General features: G+C 66.5%; 18 protein-coding genes. 9 read left to right on the top strand and 9 right to left on the bottom strand.

What is annotated here, in order from left to right; genetic code table 11:
* The 8 genes from ACZY0Q_RS18780 to ACZY0Q_RS18745 all read left to right on the top strand — a co-directional run bounded on the left by ACZY0Q_RS18780 (window position 1) and on the right by ACZY0Q_RS18745 (window position 6,636).
* Window positions 1-660, top strand: a complete 660-nt coding sequence (locus ACZY0Q_RS18780) for a 3-oxoacid CoA-transferase subunit A (protein ID WP_463919088.1) — start codon at window positions 1-3, stop codon at window positions 658-660.
* A 2-nt stretch (window positions 661-662) separates the two neighbouring features.
* Window positions 663-1,355 carry a 3-oxoacid CoA-transferase subunit B gene (locus ACZY0Q_RS18775; protein ID WP_463919087.1) on the top strand — a complete coding sequence of 231 codons (693 nt, stop codon included), beginning with the start codon at window positions 663-665 and terminating at the stop codon, window positions 1,353-1,355.
* A 108-nt stretch (window positions 1,356-1,463) separates the two neighbouring features.
* Entirely contained in the window at window positions 1,464-2,276 is an 813-nt protein-coding gene (locus ACZY0Q_RS18770) for an IclR family transcriptional regulator domain-containing protein (RefSeq protein ID WP_463919086.1), read from the top strand.
* Window positions 2,277-2,401: 125 nt separating this feature from the next.
* Window positions 2,402-3,655 carry a Re/Si-specific NAD(P)(+) transhydrogenase subunit alpha gene (locus tag ACZY0Q_RS18765; RefSeq protein ID WP_463919084.1) on the top strand — a complete coding sequence of 418 codons (1,254 nt, stop codon included), beginning with the start codon at window positions 2,402-2,404 and terminating at the stop codon, window positions 3,653-3,655.
* A complete protein-coding gene (locus tag ACZY0Q_RS18760; RefSeq protein WP_463919082.1) occupies window positions 3,655-3,975 on the top strand; it encodes an NAD(P) transhydrogenase subunit alpha part 2 in 321 nt (106 codons plus the stop codon). The genes ACZY0Q_RS18765 and ACZY0Q_RS18760 overlap by 1 nt, the downstream gene beginning before the upstream one ends.
* Window positions 3,972-5,345 carry an NAD(P)(+) transhydrogenase (Re/Si-specific) subunit beta gene (locus tag ACZY0Q_RS18755; protein WP_463919081.1) on the top strand — a complete coding sequence of 458 codons (1,374 nt, stop codon included), beginning with the start codon at window positions 3,972-3,974 and terminating at the stop codon, window positions 5,343-5,345. The genes ACZY0Q_RS18760 and ACZY0Q_RS18755 overlap by 4 nt, the downstream gene beginning before the upstream one ends.
* Window positions 5,346-5,406: 61 nt before the next feature.
* On the top strand, window positions 5,407-5,676 hold the full coding sequence (locus tag ACZY0Q_RS18750) for a hypothetical protein (protein ID WP_463919080.1): 270 nt from the start codon (window positions 5,407-5,409) through the stop codon (window positions 5,674-5,676).
* 42 nt (window positions 5,677-5,718) lie between these two features.
* Window positions 5,719-6,636, top strand: a complete 918-nt coding sequence (locus ACZY0Q_RS18745; protein WP_463919078.1) for a diacylglycerol/lipid kinase family protein — start codon at window positions 5,719-5,721, stop codon at window positions 6,634-6,636.
* Window positions 6,637-6,771: 135 nt separating this feature from the next.
* Here the strand turns inward: ACZY0Q_RS18745 and ACZY0Q_RS18740 are convergent, their stop codons facing one another.
* The 6 genes from ACZY0Q_RS18740 to ACZY0Q_RS18715 all read right to left on the bottom strand — a co-directional run bounded on the left by ACZY0Q_RS18740 (window position 6,772) and on the right by ACZY0Q_RS18715 (window position 13,087).
* On the bottom strand, window positions 6,772-7,500 hold the full coding sequence (locus ACZY0Q_RS18740) for a maleate cis-trans isomerase family protein (RefSeq protein WP_463919077.1): 729 nt from the start codon (window positions 7,498-7,500) through the stop codon (window positions 6,772-6,774).
* A gap of 8 nt (window positions 7,501-7,508) precedes the next feature.
* The gene (locus ACZY0Q_RS18735; protein ID WP_463919075.1) at window positions 7,509-8,951 is read right to left on the bottom strand and encodes an amidohydrolase family protein; all 1,443 of its coding nucleotides are present in this window, start codon (window positions 8,949-8,951) and stop codon (window positions 7,509-7,511) included.
* A 7-nt stretch (window positions 8,952-8,958) separates the two neighbouring features.
* Window positions 8,959-9,774 (bottom strand): aspartate/glutamate racemase family protein, encoded by an 816-nt coding sequence (locus ACZY0Q_RS18730; RefSeq protein ID WP_463919073.1) that lies wholly within the window; start codon window positions 9,772-9,774, stop codon window positions 8,959-8,961.
* Window positions 9,771-10,454 carry a GntR family transcriptional regulator gene (locus ACZY0Q_RS18725; RefSeq protein ID WP_193341293.1) on the bottom strand — a complete coding sequence of 228 codons (684 nt, stop codon included), beginning with the start codon at window positions 10,452-10,454 and terminating at the stop codon, window positions 9,771-9,773. Before ACZY0Q_RS18725 ends, ACZY0Q_RS18730 begins: the two co-directional genes overlap by 4 nt.
* Window positions 10,455-10,562: 108 nt before the next feature.
* Window positions 10,563-11,921 (bottom strand): MFS transporter, encoded by a 1,359-nt coding sequence (locus tag ACZY0Q_RS18720; RefSeq protein WP_463919071.1) that lies wholly within the window; start codon window positions 11,919-11,921, stop codon window positions 10,563-10,565.
* A gap of 329 nt (window positions 11,922-12,250) precedes the next feature.
* On the bottom strand, window positions 12,251-13,087 hold the full coding sequence (locus ACZY0Q_RS18715; protein WP_463919069.1) for an ACT domain-containing protein: 837 nt from the start codon (window positions 13,085-13,087) through the stop codon (window positions 12,251-12,253).
* Between the two features lie 148 nt (window positions 13,088-13,235).
* Here ACZY0Q_RS18715 and ACZY0Q_RS18710 point away from each other — a divergent pair, with 148 nt between their 5' ends.
* A complete protein-coding gene (locus tag ACZY0Q_RS18710; RefSeq protein ID WP_463919067.1) occupies window positions 13,236-14,327 on the top strand; it encodes an FUSC family protein in 1,092 nt (363 codons plus the stop codon).
* A 61-nt stretch (window positions 14,328-14,388) separates the two neighbouring features.
* Here ACZY0Q_RS18710 and ACZY0Q_RS18705 read toward each other — a convergent pair whose 3' ends face one another.
* The 3 genes from ACZY0Q_RS18705 to ACZY0Q_RS18695 all read right to left on the bottom strand — a co-directional run bounded on the left by ACZY0Q_RS18705 (window position 14,389) and on the right by ACZY0Q_RS18695 (window position 18,054).
* Entirely contained in the window at window positions 14,389-15,015 is a 627-nt protein-coding gene (locus ACZY0Q_RS18705; RefSeq protein WP_463919065.1) for a thymidine kinase, read from the bottom strand.
* Between the two features lie 118 nt (window positions 15,016-15,133).
* Window positions 15,134-16,990: an ABC transporter permease gene (locus ACZY0Q_RS18700; protein WP_463919063.1), complete on the bottom strand. Its 1,857-nt coding sequence runs from the start codon at window positions 16,988-16,990 to the stop codon at window positions 15,134-15,136.
* The gene (locus ACZY0Q_RS18695) at window positions 16,987-18,054 is read right to left on the bottom strand and encodes an ABC transporter ATP-binding protein (RefSeq protein WP_463919061.1); all 1,068 of its coding nucleotides are present in this window, start codon (window positions 18,052-18,054) and stop codon (window positions 16,987-16,989) included. Before ACZY0Q_RS18695 ends, ACZY0Q_RS18700 begins: the two co-directional genes overlap by 4 nt.
* Window positions 18,055-18,089: the final 35 nt, after the last annotated feature.

The following is an 18,089-nucleotide window of genomic DNA, read 5'->3' as shown; positions in this document are numbered from 1 at the left end:
ATGCTGACTTTTGTAGATACCGTTGCCGACGCCGTGTCCGGCATCAAGGACGGCTCCACCGTGATGATCGGCGGGTTCGGCAACGCCGGGCAGCCATTCGAACTGATCGACGCGCTGATGGACTGCGGCGCCAAGGACCTGACCGTGGTGAACAACAACGCCGGCCAGGGAGACCAGGGCCTGGCGCTGCTGATCAAGGAGGGCCGGGTGAAGAAGATGATCTGCTCCTTCCCGCGGCAGTCCGATTCATGGCACTTCGACGCCAAGTTCCACGCGGGCGAGATCGAGCTGGAACTGGTGCCGCAGGGCAACCTGGCCGAGCGGATCCGCGCGGCCGGAGCCGGCATCGGCGGGTTCTTCACCCCCACCGGCTACGGCACGATGCTGGCCGAGGGCAAGGAAACCCGCATCATCGACGGCCGCGGCCAGGTGTTCGAAACCCCCATCCACGCCGACGTGGCGCTGATCAAGGCCCTGAAAGCCGACGGCGTGGGTAACCTTGTGTACCGCAAGACCGCCCGGAACTTCGGCCCCATCATGGCCGCCGCGGCCAAGCACACGGTGGTCCAGGTGTCCGAAATCGTCCCCACCGGCGGACTCGACCCGGAGAACGTGGTCACCCCTGGAATCTACGTCAACAGCATCGTGAAGGTGGCCTGAGAATGAGCGCACGGACCAACAGCCAGGCCAGCATTCAGACGTCCGATACGCCCCTGGGCCGCGACGACCTCGCCGAACTTGTGGCCCGCGACATCGCGCCGGGCTCGTTCGTGAACCTCGGCATCGGCCAGCCCACACTGGTCTCCAACTACCTCAAGCCGGAGCAGAACATCACGCTGCACACGGAGAACGGCATGCTGGGCATGGGCCCCGCGGCTGAAGGGGACGACATCGACGGCGACCTGATCAATGCCGGCAAGATCCCGGTCACGGAGCTGCCCGGGGCGTCCTACTTCCACCACGCGGACTCCTTCGCGATCATGCGTGGGGGACACCTGGACATCTGCGTGCTCGGCGCGTTCCAGGTCTCGGCCACGGGCGACCTCGCCAACTGGCACACCGGTGCCCCTGACGCCATCCCGGCCGTAGGCGGCGCGATGGACCTGGCCACCGGCGCCAAGGACGTGTTTGTGATGATGACGCTCCTGACCCGCGAGGGGGCCTCCAAGATCGTGGAAGCGTGCACCTACCCGCTCACCGGCGTCGGCTGCGTGACCCGCGTGTACACCGACAAAGCCGTCTTCCTCACCGGGCCCGGCGGCGTGACCGTCCGCGAAACGTTCGGCTGCACCCTCGCGGAACTCCAGGACCTCGTGCCCGTCCCGCTCAAGGCAGCCCCCGCCGTCGTTGGTTGAGCCTGTCGCCCCTCAACCCACCTTCTGCGCGAACGTACACTTGGGGCCCCAAAAACCGGCGTTTCCAGGGCCGCAAGTGTACGTTCGCGCCGAATAGGATTGGTAACCATGACCAACGCAGCAGCAGACTCACGGGCCGCCCCGCAGGCGAGCGACCAGTACGTGCAGTCGCTGGCGCGCGGGCTGGCCGTGATCCGCGCCTTTGATACCGACCACCCGGTCATGACCCTCACCGAGGTCGCGGCCCGGACGGACCTGACCCGCGCCACGGCCCGGCGCTTCCTCCACACCCTCGTTGAGCTGGACTACGTCCGGACCGACGGCAAGACGTTTGCGCTCACGGCCAAGGTGCTGCAGCTCGGCTACGCCTACCTCAGCGGGCTGTCTTTGCCGCAGCTTGCCCAGCCGCACCTGGAGGAACTGTCCCTCAAGCTGGGCGAGTCCACGTCCGCGGCGGTGCTGGACGGCACGGACATCGCCTACATCGCCCGGGTGACCACCCGCCGCATCATGAATGTGGGCATCACGGTGGGCACCCGCTTCCCGGCTTACGCCACGTCCATGGGCAGGGTGCTGCTCGCCGCACTGCCGCCCGCCGGGCTCAAGGACTACCTGGCGGCGGCGGATATCAAACCGCTGACGCCGCGCGGGCTGGATACTGTCCCCGAGCTGCTGGCCGAGCTGGACACGGTCCGCGGCCAGGGCTGGTGCCTGTTGGACCAGGAGCTTGAGCTCGGGCTGATGTCCGTTGCCGCTCCCGTGTACGACGGGCCAACCAAGGTGGTGGCCGCGGTGAATGTGTCCCTCCAGGCCCAGTCGGTGGCGGCCCAGCCGGACCCGGAAGCGTACCTGGCCGCCGTGGCCCGCGAAATCGTGGCGACAGCGAACCTTATTTCAGCGGACTTGACCGCGCGGCGCTGACCACGGCAGCACCGCCACGATCACGCAGCAAATGCCCCCAAAACGCGAATCTGGGGGAATTAGCTGCCAGTTCGCGCAAGGCGCCATAGACTCGAGCCAACTACGTCCGTAAGGGAGTTGGCGGTTTGAAACTGGGCATACCGCGGGAACGTCATGAGGGTGAGCAGCGTGTGGCCGCCACGCCGGAAACGGTCAAGCAGTTGGCCGGGCTGGGCCTGGACGTCCTGATCGAGGCAGGAGCAGGGACCGCCGCCGGCCATTCTGACCACGATTACGATGACGCGGGCGCCCGCATTGTCCAGGACCTGGACCCCGGCGACCTGGACGTTCTGGTCCACGTCCGCCCGCTGGAACCCCCGACGGCGGCAGCCCTGAAAAGGGGCGCCGTCACCGTTGGCCTGGCGTCGCCGTCGTCCGAACTCGCCACCGTGCAGGCGCTCGTGGAGGCCGGCGTGACCGCCTTCGCCCTGGAACTGGTGCCCCGCATCTCCAGGGCCCAGTCCATGGATGCGCTCAGCTCCCAGGCCTTGGTGGCCGGCTACCGCTGCGTGCTGGAAGCCGCCATCCGGCTGCCGCGCTTCTTCCCGCTGTACATGACCGCGGCCGGCACCGTCCCGCCTGCCAGGGTGCTGGTGCTCGGCGCAGGGGTTGCCGGGCTGCAGGCCATCGGCACCGCGAAACGGCTCGGTGCCCGAGTGTCTGCCAACGACATCCGGCCCGCCTCCGCTGACGAGGTCGCGTCGATGGGCGGCACCTTCATCAAACTGGATTTGGAAACGGCCGAGGCTTCCGGCGGTTACGCCCGCGAACTCAGTGCCGACCGCGGCGCCCTGCAGCGTGAACTCCTCGCCCCGCACGTCGCCGCCGCGGATGTCCTGATTACGACGGCGGCCGTCCCGGGCAGGCGCGCACCGCTCCTCGTCAGCCGCCAGATGGTGCAGGGCATGCGCCCCGGTTCTGTCGTCGTCGACCTCGCCGCAGAGTCCGGCGGCAACGTGGAGGGCGCCGTTCCCGGCGAGGACATCCTGGTGCCCACCGCCGACGGCCAAGGCCACGTCACGCTGGTGGGGCTGAAGGACGCGCCGTCCGCGATGGCGCAGGACGCGTCCCGGCTGTATGCCAAGAACGTGGCCAACCTGCTTGCCCTGATGGTCCGGGACGGCGCCGTTGCCCCCGATTTCGCCGACGAGGTGATCGCGGGCGCGTGCCTCACGCACGACGGCGCGGTGCGGCACCCGCCCACGGCCGAGGCTCTGGCGGCACTCGTGCCTGCCCTGCCCGACCATGCGCCCCAGCTCCAGAACGAAGGGGTCCAGAACGATCGGGTCCAGACCGAGGGGATCCGTAGCGATAGGTTCCAGAACGAGGGGGGAATCTGATGGACGGCATGAGCCTGCTGACGGTCACCGTCCTGGCGGTGTTTGTGGGCTTCGAAGTGGTTTCCAAGGTCTCCAGCACCCTGCACACACCGCTGATGTCCGGCGCCAACGCCATCCACGGCATCATCCTGGTGGGCGCCATCATCGTGGCCGGCCAGGCCGCGGACCCGTGGATCCTGGCCGTGGCGCTGCTCGCCGTGGTGCTGGCCACCGCCAACCTGGTGGGCGGCTTTGTGGTGACGGACCGGATGCTGCATATGTTCCGTGCCCGGAAGGACGCCGTCCGCCAAGGCGCCACCGGCAAGGAGGACGCAAAATGAGCCTCCTCGCTCCGGTCTGGACCTCGCTCCTCTACCTCGCCGCCGCGGTGTTCTTCATCCTGGCGCTACGCGGCCTCAGCTCGCCCCGGACTGCCCGCCGCGGCAACCTGATCGGCGCCTTCGGTGCGCTGCTCGCCGTGGTCACGGTCTTCCTTTCCGCCCGGCTGGACAACATCCCCTGGATCATCGGTGCCATCGCTGTGGGGACCGCGGTGGCGGCGCCGGTGGCCCGGCGCGTGCAGATGACCCAGATGCCCCAGCTCGTCGCGCTGTTCAACGGGGTTGGCGGCGGCGCCGCAGCCCTGGTGGCGCTGCTGGAACTCAGCCACACCGCAGACCCCTGGGTCCGGCTGGCCATCGTCTTTACCCTCCTCGTGGGGGCCGTGTCCTTCGCGGGCTCCGGGGTCACCTTCGCCAAACTGCAGGAACTTATGACCACCCGGCCTGTCGTTTTTCCGGGCCTCCCCGTGGTGATGGCCGCGGTGCTGCTCGCAGCGGTGGGCACCGCCGTCGCCGTTGTCCTGACGGGTTCCCTGGCGCTCGCGGTGCTGCTGATGGTGCTGAGCCTGGCGGCCGGCGCGCTGCTGGTGCTGCCAGTGGGCGGCGCGGACGTGCCCATCGTCATCTCGCTCCTGAACGCGTTCACCGGCCTGGCCGTGGCGGCGTCGGGCGTGGTGCTCGGCAACGTGCTGCTGGTGGTGGCCGGCACGCTGGTGGGCGCCTCCGGTACCATCCTCACCCGGGCCATGGCGGCCGCGATGGGCCGCAGCGTGGCCGGCATCCTGTTCGGCGCGTTCAAGGGAGGGTCGACGGCGGGATCCACCGCCGTGAGCGAACGTCCCGTCAGGTCCTCCAGCCCGGAGGACGTCGCTGTGCTCCTGGGCTACGCGCAGCGGGTGATCATTGTCCCCGGCTACGGCCTGGCGGTGGCGCAGGGCCAGCACACAGCCGCAGAGCTGGCCCTGGCCCTCGAAGCCCGCGGGATCGAGGTGGACTTCGCCATCCATCCCGTGGCCGGCCGGATGCCGGGGCACATGAACGTGCTCCTGGCCGAGGCCAACGTGCCGTACGAATCACTCAAGGAGATGGGCGAGATCAACTCCGAGTTCCGCATGGCCGACGTCGCTTTGGTAGTGGGCGCCAACGACGTCGTGAACCCCGCCGCGAAGACGTCCTCCGGCTCGCCGATCTACGGCATGCCCATCCTGGAAGTGGCCGACGCCCGGCAGGTGATCTTCCTGAAACGCTCCATGCGGCCCGGATTCGCCGGAATCGAGAACGAGCTCCTATACGAACCGCAGACCTCCCTGCTGTTCGGCGACGCCAAGGATTCCCTGGCCAAGGTGCTGGGCGCGGTGAAGGCGCTCTAACGTGCGGGCCGTAGGATCAACCCAGACACTTCACGCCCTGAAAAGATTCACGAGGAGACCCTTGAGCAACCCGCAGACGCCGCCTGACGTATCCGCAGCTCCCCGGTCGGCACGTCCGGTCTGGCTTCTGCCGGTCATCATGACCATTGCCACCGGCGTGATCGGCATGGTCCTGGTGGCGGGGCAGGGCCTGTACTGGATGATCGCCGTCATTGCCTTGGTTGATGCCCTCGGCGTCTTCACCATCATCCGAACGGCCCGGAACAACGCCCTGAACCAGGACGCCCGAGCCCAGGAAATCCTGAACCAGGAAACCCGGAACCGCCCCTAACGCTTTCCAACAGCCACATTCCACGTCACGTCAAAGGACACCATGACAGCCAACAGCCCCACTTCCCTCAAGCGCCCGGCCATCATCATCAATCCTGCCAAGCCGGTGGAGATTGACGTGCGCGCCCTGGCGGCCAAGCACTGCTCGGAGAATGGCTGGGGCGAGCCAATCTGGCTGGAAACCACCAAGGAGGACCCCGGCGTCGGCCAGGCGAAGGAGGCACTCAAGCAAGGGGCCGACGTCGTTATTGCCGCCGGCGGCGACGGTACCGTGCGGTGCGTGGCCGAGGTCCTCGCCGGCGGGGACGTGCCCATGGGGCTGCTTCCGTTCGGCACGGGAAACCTGCTGGCCCGGAACCTGGGCATGGACGTCACCGACTTTGACGGCGCCATGGCCGGGGCGCTGGCGGGCACGGAGCGGAAGATCGACGTGGTCCGGGCCGTCCGCAATGACCCGGACAAGGAGCAGGTCTTCCTGGTCATGGCGGGCGTGGGCTACGACGCCACCATCATGGCCGACACCAATGAGGACCTCAAGGACAAGGTGGGCTGGCTGGCCTACGTGGACGCCGGCATCCGCAACCTGCCGGGCAAGCCGGTGAAGGCCACCATTGTGGTGGACGGCAAGGACGTGGTGCACCGCGGTGTCCGCAGCGTGATGGTGGGCAACTGCGGCAAGGTCCAGGGCGGGCTCGAGATCTTCCCGGACGCCAAGATGGACGACGGCCTGCTGGACGTGGCGGTGCTTGCCCCAAGGGGGAAGCTGGGCTGGTTCTCCGTGATCGCCGGCATGATCGGAAAGGGAAAGGGCAAGGACACGTCCGTGGAGTACTACCAGGGCAAATCCGTGGAGATCACGCTCGAACACGACGATGACTACCAGCTCGACGGCGATCACGAAGGCGACGGCAAGCAGTTCCTGATGACCATTGAACCCGGCGCGCTGACCGTGCGCATGTAGCCCGGGACGCAGGAACTCGGGCAGCCCGGGCACAGACGTTAGGGGTCGACGGCGGCCCGCTCCCAGTGGGCGGGCCGCCGTCGTTTTCTTGCCTGGGCTGCTGGAACAGCAGGCCACTGACCTGCTGCCTGGCCGTTAGCCGGCCAGCAGCCTGCCCCACCTCGGTGCGAGCAAGGGGGACCCGGCAAGTTTGAGGCAGTGCCACAGCGTCACGGCCACGGAGTCCAGCACCGGAACGCCGGTTTCTGCCTCCACTTCCGCCGCGATGTTGGCGCCGTACAGGTTGGTGCAGAGGTAGACGAGGGCATCCGGACGGGCTGCCGCCAGCTCCAGCGACCCCGGCCGCATCTCGTCCTCCGTGACCCGGGCGAACGACTCGTTGTCGCTCAGCCCCAGGGCGCGGTGGCCGATGGTTTTGATGCCGTCCCGCTGGTAGGACTCCATGATCGCGCGGTTGACGTCTTCCGTGTACGGCGTGAAAAGCCCTATCCGCTCCGTGCCGAAGGACTCGAAAGCCGCCAGATAGGCCAGCGTGGAGGTGGTGGCCGGGATGTCCGTCGCGTCCGTGATCTCGCCGACCAGCTCCCGGTCGTGGTCCGCGCCGAGCCACGAGCCCGACGTGCCATTCCAGGCGATGACATCCACATCGGCCGTTGCCAGCAGCTCGGCGGCGGTGCGCATGACCGCGGGATCAAACTGCCTGTCCGAGGAGTCATCCAGGGCGATCCGGGTGACGGGTATCCGGGTGAAGTGGATGGTGACGTCGTCCCGGTCGCCCAGGATGCGGTAGCTCTGCGGCTCCAGGCAGGTATTCGAGGACGGCACGATCATGCCGATGCGGGTCTTGCGTGCTGCGGATGGCATGGCTGCTCCTACTTTGCTGCAGAAAGGGTTGCGGGGGTGGTGACGGGCGCCGCGGCGGACGAGAGGTGTTCGCGGAAGCCGTTGCGGGCCACGAAACGCCCCACGGCGCCGGGATCGTGGAAGCCGCCGCCGTCGAGCACCACACGTCCGGCGGACACAACGACGGCAGGCCACCCCGTGAGCGTCCGGCCGTCGAACGGCGAGAAATCAGTGCCCATGTGCAATGCACTGCCGTCGACCGTCCGTTCCTCGGCGGGGTCAAAGAGCACCAGGTCGGCGTCGAAGCCTTCGGCGATTCGGCCTTTGCCGGGCACCGCGTTGATGCGCGCCGGGCCTGCGGCGAAGACCTCCACGAATTCTTCCACCGAGCTGCCGGCGGAAGCCATGGCCGTGAAGGTGACGGGCATCCGGGTTTCCACGCCGGGCAGGCCGTGCGGCATGGCGCGGACGTCGTCCGTGCGCTCGCGTTTCTGGGACAGGTCGTAGCAGGAGTGGTCCGAGGAGACGGTGTGGATGGCGCCGCCAGCCAGCCGTTCCTTGAGCGCGGCCACAGTTTCGGGGCTGCGCATGGGCGGGCAGCAGGCGTACCACTCCGGGAAAGCTGACCCGTACACCGTGTCGTCGAGCGTGAGGTAGTGCGGGCACGTCTCGGAATACGCTTCCTGGCCGCGGGCACGTGCCTCGGTGACCAGATCCACGGCACCCGGCGTGGACTGGTGCACGAAGTAGACGGGGGCCCGGGTGTACTCGGCCATGGCCAGCGTTTCCCTAACCGAGATTTCCTCGGCGAGCTCCGGGCGTGTGCGGTGCAGGTGTTCGATGCCGATCCTGCCGTCGTCGGCGTGCTGCTGTGTGCAGTCGCTGATGATGGGGTCGTGTTCGGCGTGGATGTAGGTGAGGCCGTCCAGCCGGACCATCTCGCGCATGACCTTCAGGATGGTGTCCCCGTCCGCCATGGTGGAGCCGCGGTTGGTGGTGTACATCTTCACGGAGCGCACACCTTCGGCGGCGAGCTGCTCCAGCTGCCACGGCACTGTTTCGTCCCAGCTCACCACCGCACCGTGCAGGGCAACGTCACAGCGGGACTCAACGGCGAGTTCCTTCTTATGCCGGACGGCGGCCAGCGGGGTTTCCTGGGCGTCCCGGGGGATGCCAAAGTCGATGATCGTGGTGGTGCCGCCCCACAGCGCCGCGGTCGACGTGGTGCGGTAGTCGTCGAGGGTGCGGAAGCGTCCGGTCACCTGGGCCACGTGGCAGTGTCCGTCCACCCCGCCGGGGACCGCAAGGAGGCCGGCGGCGTCGATGGTGCGTTCAGCTGCGGGTACAGGTTCCGCGGCCTCCACGAGTTGGGTGATCAGGCCATCCTGGATCACGATGTGGGCGTTCTGGCGGCCAAAGCTGTTAACTACGGTGGCGTTGGCGATGACAAGGTCGGGCTGGCGGGACATCATTGTCCTCCTAGTTCTTTGAAGCGGCGGGTGCGGACTGGGCGGCGGCCAGTGCGGCGTCGAGGTTTTCGGAGAGGCCGCTGCGGGCCTTGACCGGCGGCGGCGCGAAGGCGCCGGCCCGGTGCGGGCCGGACTGAAGCCCGACGACGGCCTCCGCCATGCGGATGCCGGCTGAGATTCCGTCCACCACCGGAACAGGGATCTGGCCCCGGAGTTCGCGCGCCAGCCCGGCGAGGGGTGCCCCGGCGAGGATCACGACGTCGGCGCCGTCCTCGGTGACGGCCTGCCGGCTAAGTGCCAGAAGGGTTTCCTTGAAGTCCTGCTGCACGGAACCGATGCCGTTGAGGCTTTCGTTGATGGAGCGGATGGAGGCCAGCCGGCCGCCGAGGCCGAAGCGTTCCACGCAGTCCAGGTACCAGGGTTTGATCCGGTCCGAGATGGCGATGATGGAGAAACGGTGGCCCTGCAGGGCGGCGGCGCACAGGGCGGCTTCCGTGATGCCGATGACGGGCACGTCTGTGAGTTCCTTCAGGGCAGGCATGCCCGGATCGCCGAAGGCCGCCACGACGACACCGTCGATGCGGTCCCCGTGTGAGGCGCCGTCAGAGATGGTGCCGCTGGCAGCTTCTGCGGTGAATTCGGCAATGACCTCTGCCACCGCGCCGGCGGCGATCAGGGACTCAAAGCGGGTTTCGATGTATTCGACGCCGTGCCCTGCCGTGCGGACCACGAGTTCGGTGTCCGGCGCGGCCGAGCGGAGGGCTTCGGATTCAATCAGGGCCGTAACGTCGTGGCTGATGTTGGGGTTGATGACAAGGAGTTTCATTTTTTCTTCCGGTGAAGAGCGGGTTCTGTTTTCTGGAAGTCGTCGGGGAACTGCTCGCGGTACTTGCCGATGTGCGACGCAGACTGGGCCGCGGCACGGTCCGGATCGCCGCTGGCGATGGCGCCGTACAATTCCCGGTGTTCCTGGATCAGTTCGGGCAGGTCGCTGACGTGCCGGAACAGCCAGTGCATGCGGCCCTGCAGTGGTTCCAGTGCGGATTTGAGGAAGCCGTTGTCCGCGATCCGGGTGATGGCGTCGTGGAATTCGCTGTTGGCCCGGTGGGCTTCCATGACGGCGCCCTTGGCGAGGCAGCGTTCGGCCTCCTCCAGCAGGCCGTCGAGGTAGCCCAGGTCCTCCGGTGTTGCGCGGACGGCGGCAAGCCGGCAGGCCAGCACCTCGAGTGACTGCCGGACGTCGAAGAGATCCTCCACGTCCTTGGGGCTGAGTGAGCTGACCTCGGCTCCGCGGGCTCCCCGGTCGCTGAGGAGGCCCTCCTGGCGCAGCATCCGGAGCGCCTCGCGGACCGGCAGCCGGGAGACATTGAACTCGGCTGCCAGGTCGCGCTCCACCAGCCGTGTGCCGGGAGCGTAATGCCCTTCAAAGATCCTGGTGCGGAGGGTGTCCCGGACAGTCTCGCGGAGAGGGCGTTCCTTGTCCTGGGTCTCTTCGGCGGTAAGCATGGTGCTCCATTCGGATTCTTTGGTGACGTTGCGCTCCCGGCGGCCGGGAGATGGTGCTGTGGCCTAGCTTAGGGCGGGCCGGCGTGGACGGTTGTCCTAACAGGTGGCCTAGACGGGAAGCCGCTTGTTGTAGTTCAACGTCAGGACAGAGGCGCCCATGATGATTGCGGATCCCACGAAGTACAGCAGAGCCCACGTGTAGGAGCCGGTCGCCCCGACGATCAGGCCCACGGCTATCGGAGTGACGAAACCGGCGATGTTGCCGCTGAAGTTCATGGCGCCGCCCAGGACGCCGGCGTTCGTCCGGCCGCCCAGGATGGAGGGGATGCTCCAGAACAGGCCCACCCAGCGGAGGAAGAACATGACCACGGACAGGAGGACAACAGCGGTCGTCGAATCGGCAACGATGGTAACTCCGATGAGGCCGCCGATTACCACGATGCTGGAGATACCGAGGAGGGTCCGCATAACGAGGTTGGCCGAAGCTCCGGAGTTGCGCCATTTGTCGGCGATGGTGCCGCCCAGGATTTCCCCGACGAATCCGGCCCCGAAGATCACGAAGGTGGACCAGCCGATGGTCTTGAGGTCAAAACCCTTGGCCTGGGCCAAGTACAGCGGGCCCCACGTCAGCAGGCCATAGAAAACGCCGTTGAAACCCAGCCAGCCGAAGCACATTGCCCAGAAAGACCGGAATCGCAGGTAGGGCAGAAGCGCGCGCTTTCCTTTGCTGCCGCCCAGCTCAGCTTCCGAATCCTCCGCGGCGTGAGAGGCCTCAAGGTATTCCGCCTCTGCTTCGTTGACCCCGGGGTGCTGCCGCGGGTTGTCCCGGACGTACCACCACACGGCAAGGCCCATCAGGACGGTGGCGGCGCCGGCGATGATGAACGCGAGGCGCCAACTGCCGGTGGAGGCGATCAGGCCGGCAATGAGGATGCCGCCCAGGCCGGCACCGAGGGGGGCCCCGGCGTCGAGGATGGTGGCACCGCGGCCACGTTCGGATTTGTGCATCCAGATGGCGTTCAGCTTGCCGCCGGCCGGCATAACGCCGGCTTCCGTAACGCCGATACCCATCCGGGCAATGAACATGCTGAGGAAGCCGCCGGCGAAGCCGGAGGCGGCCGTGGCCGCCCCCCATCCGACGCAGGATGCCGTCATGACCTTGCGGGGACCGAACTTGTCGATCAGCAGGCCTACCGGGACCTGCATCAGCGCGTAGGTCCAGAAGAAGGCGGAGAGCAGGAGCCCCACGAGCTCCGGGGCGAGATTGAATTCTTTCTGGATGATCGGGAGGGCCACCGAGATGGACCCCCGGTCGATGTAATTGACGGCCACGAGGACCAGCAACAGCAGGAACAGCTTCCACCGGACGTTGGTGCGCCGTTGCACGCCGTCCTTCTGCTGCTCGTCGCTGGTCGCGGGATTCAAGGTGCCGTCAGCGGGTGCTGTTTCGGTGTTCGGAATGGACACAGCTTCTCCTTCACGGGGAAGTTACGGATGGGGGAATGGAGAGATCCGGTATTGGAAATAAGGCCCGCGGGGTGGGCGGGGATTGAAGAGCGAGGCTTCGGATGGCGCGTTGGGGAGCGCCGGAAAGTATTCTGCATTTTTGGGATCCCGTTTTGGGATCCCAAAATTAAAGGTAGAAGTGACCCGCGCCACTGTCAAGGGTTTTCTGGAATTCCACCGGCGCGGGCCCTAAATACGGATTGTGACTGGCCGCGCCACGGCATGGAAACGTTTGGTTCGGCCCTCCGCTTGCCGGGTTCAGGTCGACGACGGCCCAGTGCCGTGTGCTGCTACTGGCCGCTGGCGGCCGGCCGGTGGGCCAGGATTTCGGCAAGCTCGGCAAGCCGGTGCGCGCGGGCTGACTCGGCGGGTGTGAAAGGTTCGCCGGGACGGGAGAACGTGATGGGTCCGTGCCAGGCGGTGGGGATCTTCAGGCGCGTGCCGGCGTCGTGCTTTTCCAGGATCGCCTCCGCAGGCGTGAGGATGCGGGCATGAAGCAGTTCGGCCACTGCCAGCGGCAGTTCGTCCGGGGCATCGGCGATCCTGGCCGCCAGGCTCAGGGCCTTCGTCTGGCCGTCCGCCATGGCCAGCGCGGTGGTGGGCCAGACCCGCGAACGTGAGCCGCCGCCGTCGTCCAGTGCCTCCAGCAGATGCCGTTCACTGAGGCTCCCCGGCGCCGAGAGCACAAACTCGTCCAGCACGCCGCCGGCAACGGGGTGAACGTGGATGCTGAGGATGTTGGTATCCAGGCGGGCCAGCGCCCGGGTGATTTTCTGCAGCGAACCCGGGTGGTCCTGGAGTACCGTGCGCGCCCGCCACAGCGCCGGTGCGCTGCCCAGCTTCCTGCGGTGCCGGAGCGCCGGCGCGTGCAGCCAGCCGCGGAGCATGCGGGCGGCGGAGGGCTCCGCCACCCAGATCACCAGCACGGTGGCGGTGAGAGTGAGGACCAGGACCTTGGCAAAATATGGCAGGTGCGTTTCCACCACGAGGGCATGGACCAGCAGTTCGATCGGGAGCATAACGGCCACGTTGGCCAAGGTCAGGCGGGCCTTCGTGGGTTCCGGCATGAGGCCGCAGACTTCACAGCTCAAATCAGCCGCGGCATGGTTCCTTGCAGTGGGCTTCATGCGTCAAGGATCACAGGGTGGTGTTTCGGTGGCGTTGCCCTGCCGTTCCGTTCGTGGGAACATGCTGCGGCGTAGGATCGATGTGGACGTCAGCGCGGCCGCCCGCCAGTGATGTACCGGTTGGACTGCAGGAAGGCGCCCTCAGCACGTGAAGATCTTCGTTGAGATGTTCAGTATCGCTCCCGCAAACAAGGACCATCACCCGGCCCTCCGTTGCGCTGTGGGAGTGTTTGTTCCGCTCCTCACCCTGGTAGTGACGGGCCGGCTGGACCTTGCGATCTTCGCCTCGTTCGGTGCGTTCACCGGGATCTACGGCCGCGGCGAGCCGCACGGTTCACGCTTCTTCCTTCAGCTCCGCGGCGGCCTGCTGATGCTGCTGGTCATTCTCCTGGCCTCTCTCGCGGCACGCGTCGGCGGGGCCTGGGGCCTGGACGGGGCCAGCACCACGTGGCTGCTCGTCCTAGCGACCACCGTGGTGGCCGGAGGCTGTTCCGTGGCCATCTCCTGGCTTCGGCTGCGGCCTGCCGGGTCCCTGTTCCACATCTTCGCGTTCGCGGCCATTGCCTCGATCCCCAACCAGCCGCCGCTCTGGGAAGGGATGCTGGTGGCCGTCCTCACCACCGCTTTCTGCCTGCTGATCGGCTTCTCTTCGCGCGTGCTGCCCAGCCACCGCACGCCCTGGGCGTGGCCGCGCCCGCTTCGCCGGACTCCGGATGAGCGGCGGGCGGCCTGGCTGGAGGGCCTGGGCTATTTCGTGGCAGCCGGGCTGGCCGGTTCGTTGGCGACTCTGGTGGGGCAACGCCTGGGTTTTGGCCACAACTACTGGGCCATGGTGGCGGCGGTGGTGCCGCTGGTAGGCCACTCCACTGTGCACCGCGTCCGCCGCGGCGTGCAGAGGATCATCGGCACCGTCCTTGGGCTCGTGGTGCTGGCGGGGATCCTGTTGCTGGGCCTGGCACCCTGGCAGACCGTCCTGGTGATGGCCCTGTGTCAGTTCGGCGCCGAGTTGTTCATTGCCCGCCAGTACTTGCTGGCGCAGGTCTTCGTGACGCCGCTGGCCCTGATCTCCACGCTTCTGGTGGCGCCGGCCTCGCCCACCAGCCTGCTCCGGGACCGGATCGTCGAGACGGTGATCGGTGCCGCCGTCGGGATTGCCGTGGTGCTGGCACCGGTCCTTTGGCGGCGGGAGCGGCGGGAGCGGCGGGAGCGGCGTGTGCCGGGTTCGCCGGGTGTGAGCTGAGCCGGATGTAAATCCGACGCGAGGCGGGTGCCGGGCACGGGCTCAGGCGTGGGGCCAGGCTTCAGGAGCCCAGGCGGCCGCCGGATTCCTCGAGGTAGCAGGAACCGCAGAGGGATTCGTACCAGACGTCCTGGCCGTCGATGGCGACCTGGTCGCCGTCGAACACCACCTTGTTGCCAACGCGCCGCGTGTTGAAGATAGCCTTGCGCCCGCACCGGCAGATGGTTTTGAGCTCTTCCAGCGTGTGGGCCACCTCCAGAAGCCGGCGTGATCCCGGGAACGCATGGGTCAGGAAGTCGGTCCTGATGCCGTAGGCCAGCACCGGGACGTTGTCCAGGACGGCGATGCGGAACAGGTCATCCACCTGGTCCGGCTTCAGGAACTGTGCCTCGTCCACCAGAAAGCAGGCCACCGGCTTCTGGTCCATGTGCTCCAGCAGTGCATTCGGGTCATCGCCGGCCGCATGGGCGGCGAAGAGTTCGCGCACGGGGGTGGTGGCGGCCAGCAGGAAGTCCACGGACCGGGTCATACCCAGCCGGGACACAATGTCCGTATCGCCTTTGGTGTCCACACCGGGCTTGGCCAGCAGGACGCGCTGTCCGCGCTCCTCGTAGTTGAAGGCGGCCTGCAGGAGTCCGGTGGACTTTCCGGAGTTCATGGCGCCGTAGCGGAAGTAGAGCTTGGCCAAGAGAGTCCTTTCAAGGGGTCCGGCTATCGATCCTATGCCGTACGCCCCAGGGCACGCGGCTGCCGCCCGTTCCGCGGACGCTGCCCCGCCGCCGTCGGACGCCGTTCCGCCCGGCGGGTCAGCGCACGGGAGCCGCAGGCTCCTTGTCGCCCGAAACGTTGCCCGAAGCGCCGCCCGAGGCATCGGTCACTGTGGAATCCGGATCCGGATCCGGACCCGGACCCGGGCTAGAAGGCGCAGCGGCCGGGGTCCCACGGGGCTTTTGCGGGGTGCGGCGTCTGCTGGTCCGGCCGTAGACCAAGTACATCGTCAATCCGGTGATGACCATCAGCAGCACGGTGTATACGAACGTGTTGGCAACGCCGGCCACGCCTTCAGCGCCATCGGTGTTTGCCTTGATGACAAGGCCAAGGGGCTGGACCAGCGGGTGGGCCAGGAATATGGCGGTGTCGTAGTCGTCCAGCATGCTGTTGAAATTCAGCGCTGTAATGGCGGCAGCGGCCGGAAGCACCAAGGGCAGCAGGATGCGGCGGAACACGTACAGGGTCTTGGCGCCCATGATGGCCGCCGCTTCCTCCAGTGACGAGTTCACCGAAGCGAATGATGCCTTGAGCATGCGGAGAGTGAACGGGATCTTGACGGTCACGAAGGCGATCAGCAGGATCACGGTGGTGCCCGTGAGCACCGCCCCGCCCACCAGCGGATTGGGGTGGTCGTAGCTGATGATCAGTCCCAGGGCGAGGAGCGCCGACGGCAGGATCCAAGGGATGTGGAGCAGGTACTCGAAAACCGTGGTGACCCAGTTCTTGTACTTCTGCAGCAGGCGGGCCACAAACAGCAGCCCGCCCACCGCGATGATGGCGGCCAGGGCACTGTATACGACGCTGATGATGAACGGCCGGAGCCCCGACGGTTGGGTCAAGACCCGCGCATAATTGTCCAGGGTGAGGCTGCCGGGCGAGATCTGCCCGGTTTGGATGGCGGCGCCATCGGCGAACGAGTACACAACAATCAGCACCACCGGAAGCGTGTACACCGCGAACAGCAGATAGGCGATGATGTGGACGACTGCATTGGTCACGGGGTTAGAGATCTGCTGTTTCTGCAGGGCTGACGAGACCTTGGAGACCGAGAAGTACGTGCCGCCCTTTTCCAGCCGTGACATCACCGCGAGCATCAGGATGGTGGCCACGCCAAGAATGACGGCAAGGAGGGCTGCCAGGTCTCGGGATGTGGGGCTGTTGGTGAAGGTCAGGATCATGGGGGTGATGGTCTGGAAATCCCTGCCACCCAGTACCTGGGGGGCGCTGAGGGCACCCAGGCCGGTGAGGAAAGACAGGATGGTGACGGCAAACAGCGTGGGCTTGAGCATGGGAAGGACAACGCGGCGCAGAATGGTCCAGTCGGACGCGCCGAGGTTCTTGGCCGCCTCGATGGTCTGGTAATCCACACCTTTGAGTGCGTTGGCCACGAACAGCATGTGATTGGTGGTGGTGGCGAACGTCATGACCACCAGGACTGCAAAGAATCCGGAGAACCATGCCGGATCCATGCTGGGAAACACTTGCACCAGCAGGGACGTGACGATGCCCTTGTCCCCGTAAATGAACTTGTAGCCCGCCGCCAGCACGATCCCGCCGTAGATGAACGTGGACGCGTAGCCCAGGAACAGGATTCGTGATCCGCGGATCCTGAAATATTGCGTGACCAGCACAATGAAAATCCCCACCACGTTGACCGTGACGGACAGTGCCACCGCCAGCAGGAAGCTGTTGCCCAGGGACTTCATGGCCCGCTGCGAGGAGAACAGCTTTTCGGCCGCGCGGCCGGAGAAGCTGCCGTCCGGAAAGAACGTGGCGATGAGGACGTTGAGGTTGGGCCAGACCAGGAACGCCGCGATGAACCAGGTGAGGATCACCCCCACGATCAGGACGAACGGGGAGCGAACCATACTCTTGGTGGACGGTGCGCTCATGGCAGGGACACTGCCTGGTCCTGCCTGTCGAGTGCCTTGCCGCTGTCAGGGTGGTACTGCAGAATGTGTCCGGGCTGGACGTAAAGGGTGGTCGGGGCGCCGGCAGCCGGGTGCACACCGCCGTCCTCCTTGACCAGAAGCCGGACCTCAGCGCCGTGGCTGCGGACAACATAGCGGCTGTGGAGGCCGTGGTAAGTGCGTGACACTACTTTCCCGGACAGGCCGACGGCGGTGCCTCCGTCCGCTGGCGGGGTCAGGGACGCCTTTTCCACACGGAGGTAGGAGTTCGCCGCGAGGCTGAGTCCGGCGCCGGAGATCCGGTTCACTTCGGCAATGAACTCGTGAGTGAGGGCGGAGCTGTCACCGATGAAGTTGCAGACAAACTCCGTGGCTGCCTGGTCGTAGATGCTCTGGGGCGTGCCCACCTGCTCCACCACTCCCTTGTTGAAGACGGCCACCCGGTCGCTCATAGCCAGGGCCTCATCCTGGTCGTGCGTGACGTAGACCGTGGTGATCCCGAACTCGCTTTGAAGGTCCTTTAGCTGCTGGCGCAGCTGGTGCCTGAGCTTCGCGTCCAGGTTGGACAGCGGTTCGTCCAGGAGCAGGATCTTGGGCTTGAGCACCAGTGCGCGGGCAACTGCCACGCGTTGCTGCTGGCCGCCCGAAAGCTCCGCCACGTTCTTGTGCAGCTGTTCTTCGCTGAGCTCCACACGGTGCGCGATGTCGCGCACAAGGCGGTCGCTTTCAGCCGATTCCTCCTTTCGGACCCGGAGGCCGAACGCGATGTTTTCCCACACACTCATGCTGGGGAACAGGGCATAGTTCTGGAACACCATGCCCACCTGTCGCTTGTCGCTGGGCAGCTTCGTGACATTCTTTCCGTCCACATTCACGGTTCCCTTGGAGGGCTCAATGAACCCCGCCAGCGTACGCAGCGCCGTCGTTTTGCCGCAGCCGGATGGACCCAGCAGGGTGAAGAATTCTCCCGGCCTGACATGGAGGTCAAGGTTGGGGATGGCAGTGAAATCGCCGAACGTGACTTCGATGTTGTCCAAGCGGATCATGGTGACACCTGTCTGAGTGGGGCTGGGAAGGTGGG

The sequence above is a fragment of the Pseudarthrobacter lactosi genome, from assembly GCF_055412785.1.
This window is presented reverse-complemented; position numbering and strand designations above follow the sequence as displayed.

What these genes read in the sequence shown, in the direction of transcription:
- ACZY0Q_RS18780 (WP_463919088.1), top strand. Translation starts at nt 1, where the DNA reads ATGCTGACTTTTGTAGATACCGTTGCCGACGCCGTGTCCGGCATCAAG.
- ACZY0Q_RS18775 (WP_463919087.1), top strand. Translation starts at nt 663, where the DNA reads ATGAGCGCACGGACCAACAGCCAGGCCAGCATTCAGACGTCCGATACG.
- ACZY0Q_RS18770 (WP_463919086.1), top strand. Translation starts at nt 1,464, where the DNA reads ATGACCAACGCAGCAGCAGACTCACGGGCCGCCCCGCAGGCGAGCGAC.
- ACZY0Q_RS18760 (WP_463919082.1), top strand. Translation starts at nt 3,655, where the DNA reads ATGGACGGCATGAGCCTGCTGACGGTCACCGTCCTGGCGGTGTTTGTG.
- ACZY0Q_RS18755 (WP_463919081.1), top strand. Translation starts at nt 3,972, where the DNA reads ATGAGCCTCCTCGCTCCGGTCTGGACCTCGCTCCTCTACCTCGCCGCC.
- ACZY0Q_RS18745 (WP_463919078.1), top strand. Translation starts at nt 5,719, where the DNA reads ATGACAGCCAACAGCCCCACTTCCCTCAAGCGCCCGGCCATCATCATC.
- ACZY0Q_RS18740 (WP_463919077.1), bottom strand. Translation starts at nt 7,500, where the DNA reads ATGCCATCCGCAGCACGCAAGACCCGCATCGGCATGATCGTGCCGTCC.
- ACZY0Q_RS18735 (WP_463919075.1), bottom strand. Translation starts at nt 8,951, where the DNA reads ATGATGTCCCGCCAGCCCGACCTTGTCATCGCCAACGCCACCGTAGTT.
- ACZY0Q_RS18730 (WP_463919073.1), bottom strand. Translation starts at nt 9,774, where the DNA reads ATGAAACTCCTTGTCATCAACCCCAACATCAGCCACGACGTTACGGCC.
- ACZY0Q_RS18725 (WP_193341293.1), bottom strand. Translation starts at nt 10,454, where the DNA reads ATGCTTACCGCCGAAGAGACCCAGGACAAGGAACGCCCTCTCCGCGAG.
- ACZY0Q_RS18715 (WP_463919069.1), bottom strand. Translation starts at nt 13,087, where the DNA reads ATGAAGCCCACTGCAAGGAACCATGCCGCGGCTGATTTGAGCTGTGAA.
- ACZY0Q_RS18700 (WP_463919063.1), bottom strand. Translation starts at nt 16,990, where the DNA reads ATGAGCGCACCGTCCACCAAGAGTATGGTTCGCTCCCCGTTCGTCCTG.
- ACZY0Q_RS18695 (WP_463919061.1), bottom strand. Translation starts at nt 18,054, where the DNA reads ATGATCCGCTTGGACAACATCGAAGTCACGTTCGGCGATTTCACTGCC.